Source organism: Neobacillus drentensis (assembly GCF_036965425.1).
In the GTDB taxonomy this organism is placed as follows: Bacteria; Bacillota; Bacilli; order Bacillales; family Cytobacillaceae; genus Neobacillus; species Neobacillus drentensis_F.
In genome coordinates this window covers 1-1,649 of sequence record NZ_JBALPP010000200.1, presented here as the reverse complement: position 1 = coordinate 1,649, position 1,649 = coordinate 1, and the positions used below count along the sequence as shown (strand labels likewise).

1 protein-coding gene is annotated in these 1,649 nt (G+C 35.6%); it reads left to right on the top strand.

Going from position 1 to position 1,649, the window contains the following annotated elements; translation table 11 throughout:
* Window positions 1–544 precede the first annotated feature (544 nt).
* The gene (locus V7161_RS29910) at window positions 545–1,306 is read left to right on the top strand and encodes a DeoR/GlpR family DNA-binding transcription regulator (RefSeq protein ID WP_335716398.1); all 762 of its coding nucleotides are present in this window, start codon (window positions 545–547) and stop codon (window positions 1,304–1,306) included.
* Window positions 1,307–1,649: the final 343 nt, after the last annotated feature.

The following is a 1,649-nucleotide window of genomic DNA, read 5'->3' as shown; positions in this document are numbered from 1 at the left end:
GTAATATATCCAATCGAGCATTTACATTCTCCTTAAACAAAGTGATGAAGAATAGTATTCCCTTTTTTTAAGAAAGTTTTCATTTACATATAGAACTCCTGTTCGCATATAGTATTATCGAGGTGATATTATGGCGATAAGAGATCGCGGTGTTAAGAAGTGGCAGTTTGCGTATGGAATGCTGGAGCTAATGAAGGCGCAGCGTGATATGTGGCACGATACTGAGTGCATACAGCGGCCTATAATCGACGAGCATGAGGCGGAGGAGTTTGACTTGCGCATTATGTACTTAATGGAATTTTCATTTCTCTCAAATTAATACCATTCGAAGCCCGAACTTGTGTTTTCTTCTAAGTTTTACTTACTCAGAGTGTTCCCCCCCTAATTTTAAAATTTTCATAATTATTCTAAAATTGATNNGATATTGTAAATTGGTAAAATAACACATATAATCAAAAATGAGCATAAAAAATCAAATTCATTCAAAAACGAGCTAAAAACGGTCAAATTTCGCATTTTAAATGATTGGGAGGGAAACGATTCTATGTACGGTATAGAAAGAAAGTCGGCCATATTAGAGTTACTAAACAAGAATGCTAGAGTGGATGTACAAGAATTAAGTCAACACTTCGACTTGTCTGAATCAACAATTCGTAGGGACTTAAAGGAACTAGAGGAAGCACAATTGCTAAAAAGAACACATGGAGGGGCTGTCTTGTTCAAAAGTGTGACCTTCGAACCGACTTACATTGAGAAAGAAGTGCAGTTTCAAAAAGAGAAAAGGGCTATTGCAAAGGAAGCGGCTAAGCTCATTGAGAACGGTGAAAGTATCTTGCTCGATTCGGGTACGACAACTTATTATCTTGCCCAAGAGCTAAGAAACTTTTCGAGCTTACAGGTGGTTACCAATTCAATTTTATGTGCTAATGAATTAAAGGATGTAACTGGAATTGAAGTCTTATTATGTGGTGGTTCTCTGCGTTCAGAAACACTAGCGTTGGTAGGTCCATTGGCTGAAAACAGCTTCAATCAAATTTGTGTAGACAAATCGTTTATTGCTACGAATGGCGTTGATGTAGAAAATGGCTTAACAACTCCAAATTTAATTGAGGCATCAACGAAAAAGAAAATGATTGATTGTGCGGAAAAGGTTATTCTCATTACTGATCATACAAAAATAGGTCAAGTAAGTTTTGCGAAGTTTGCGGATATTCATGAGATAAATTATTTAATAACCGATAGTGCTGCACAACAGACGGTACTTAACCGCATTGAGGAATCAGGGATTTCTGTTCGCGTAGTCTGACTTTTCTCCCATAGGTAAGGATCTAATATCAGATAAAAGCAAAAAATGAAGGCATTTAAATGAAAGCGTTTAAAAAGATATCCACAGCATTTTTAGGAGGTGATGCTTATAAAGTTGTGAAAATAGTAGAAGAAGATTTTAATCATTTTAATTAACTTCTTCTTTGAGGGAGAAAAATGAAAGAATCACAAAAAAGGTTACGATTCAGGGCAACCACGACCAAATGGAAAAACGCCCAAAATCATAACCCTGCCTGAGTATACCTAAAATTAGTATTAATTTTAGCACTCATTTTTATAGTACGATATTACAGATTTTTTTACAAGGATTGTGTTTTGCTAGA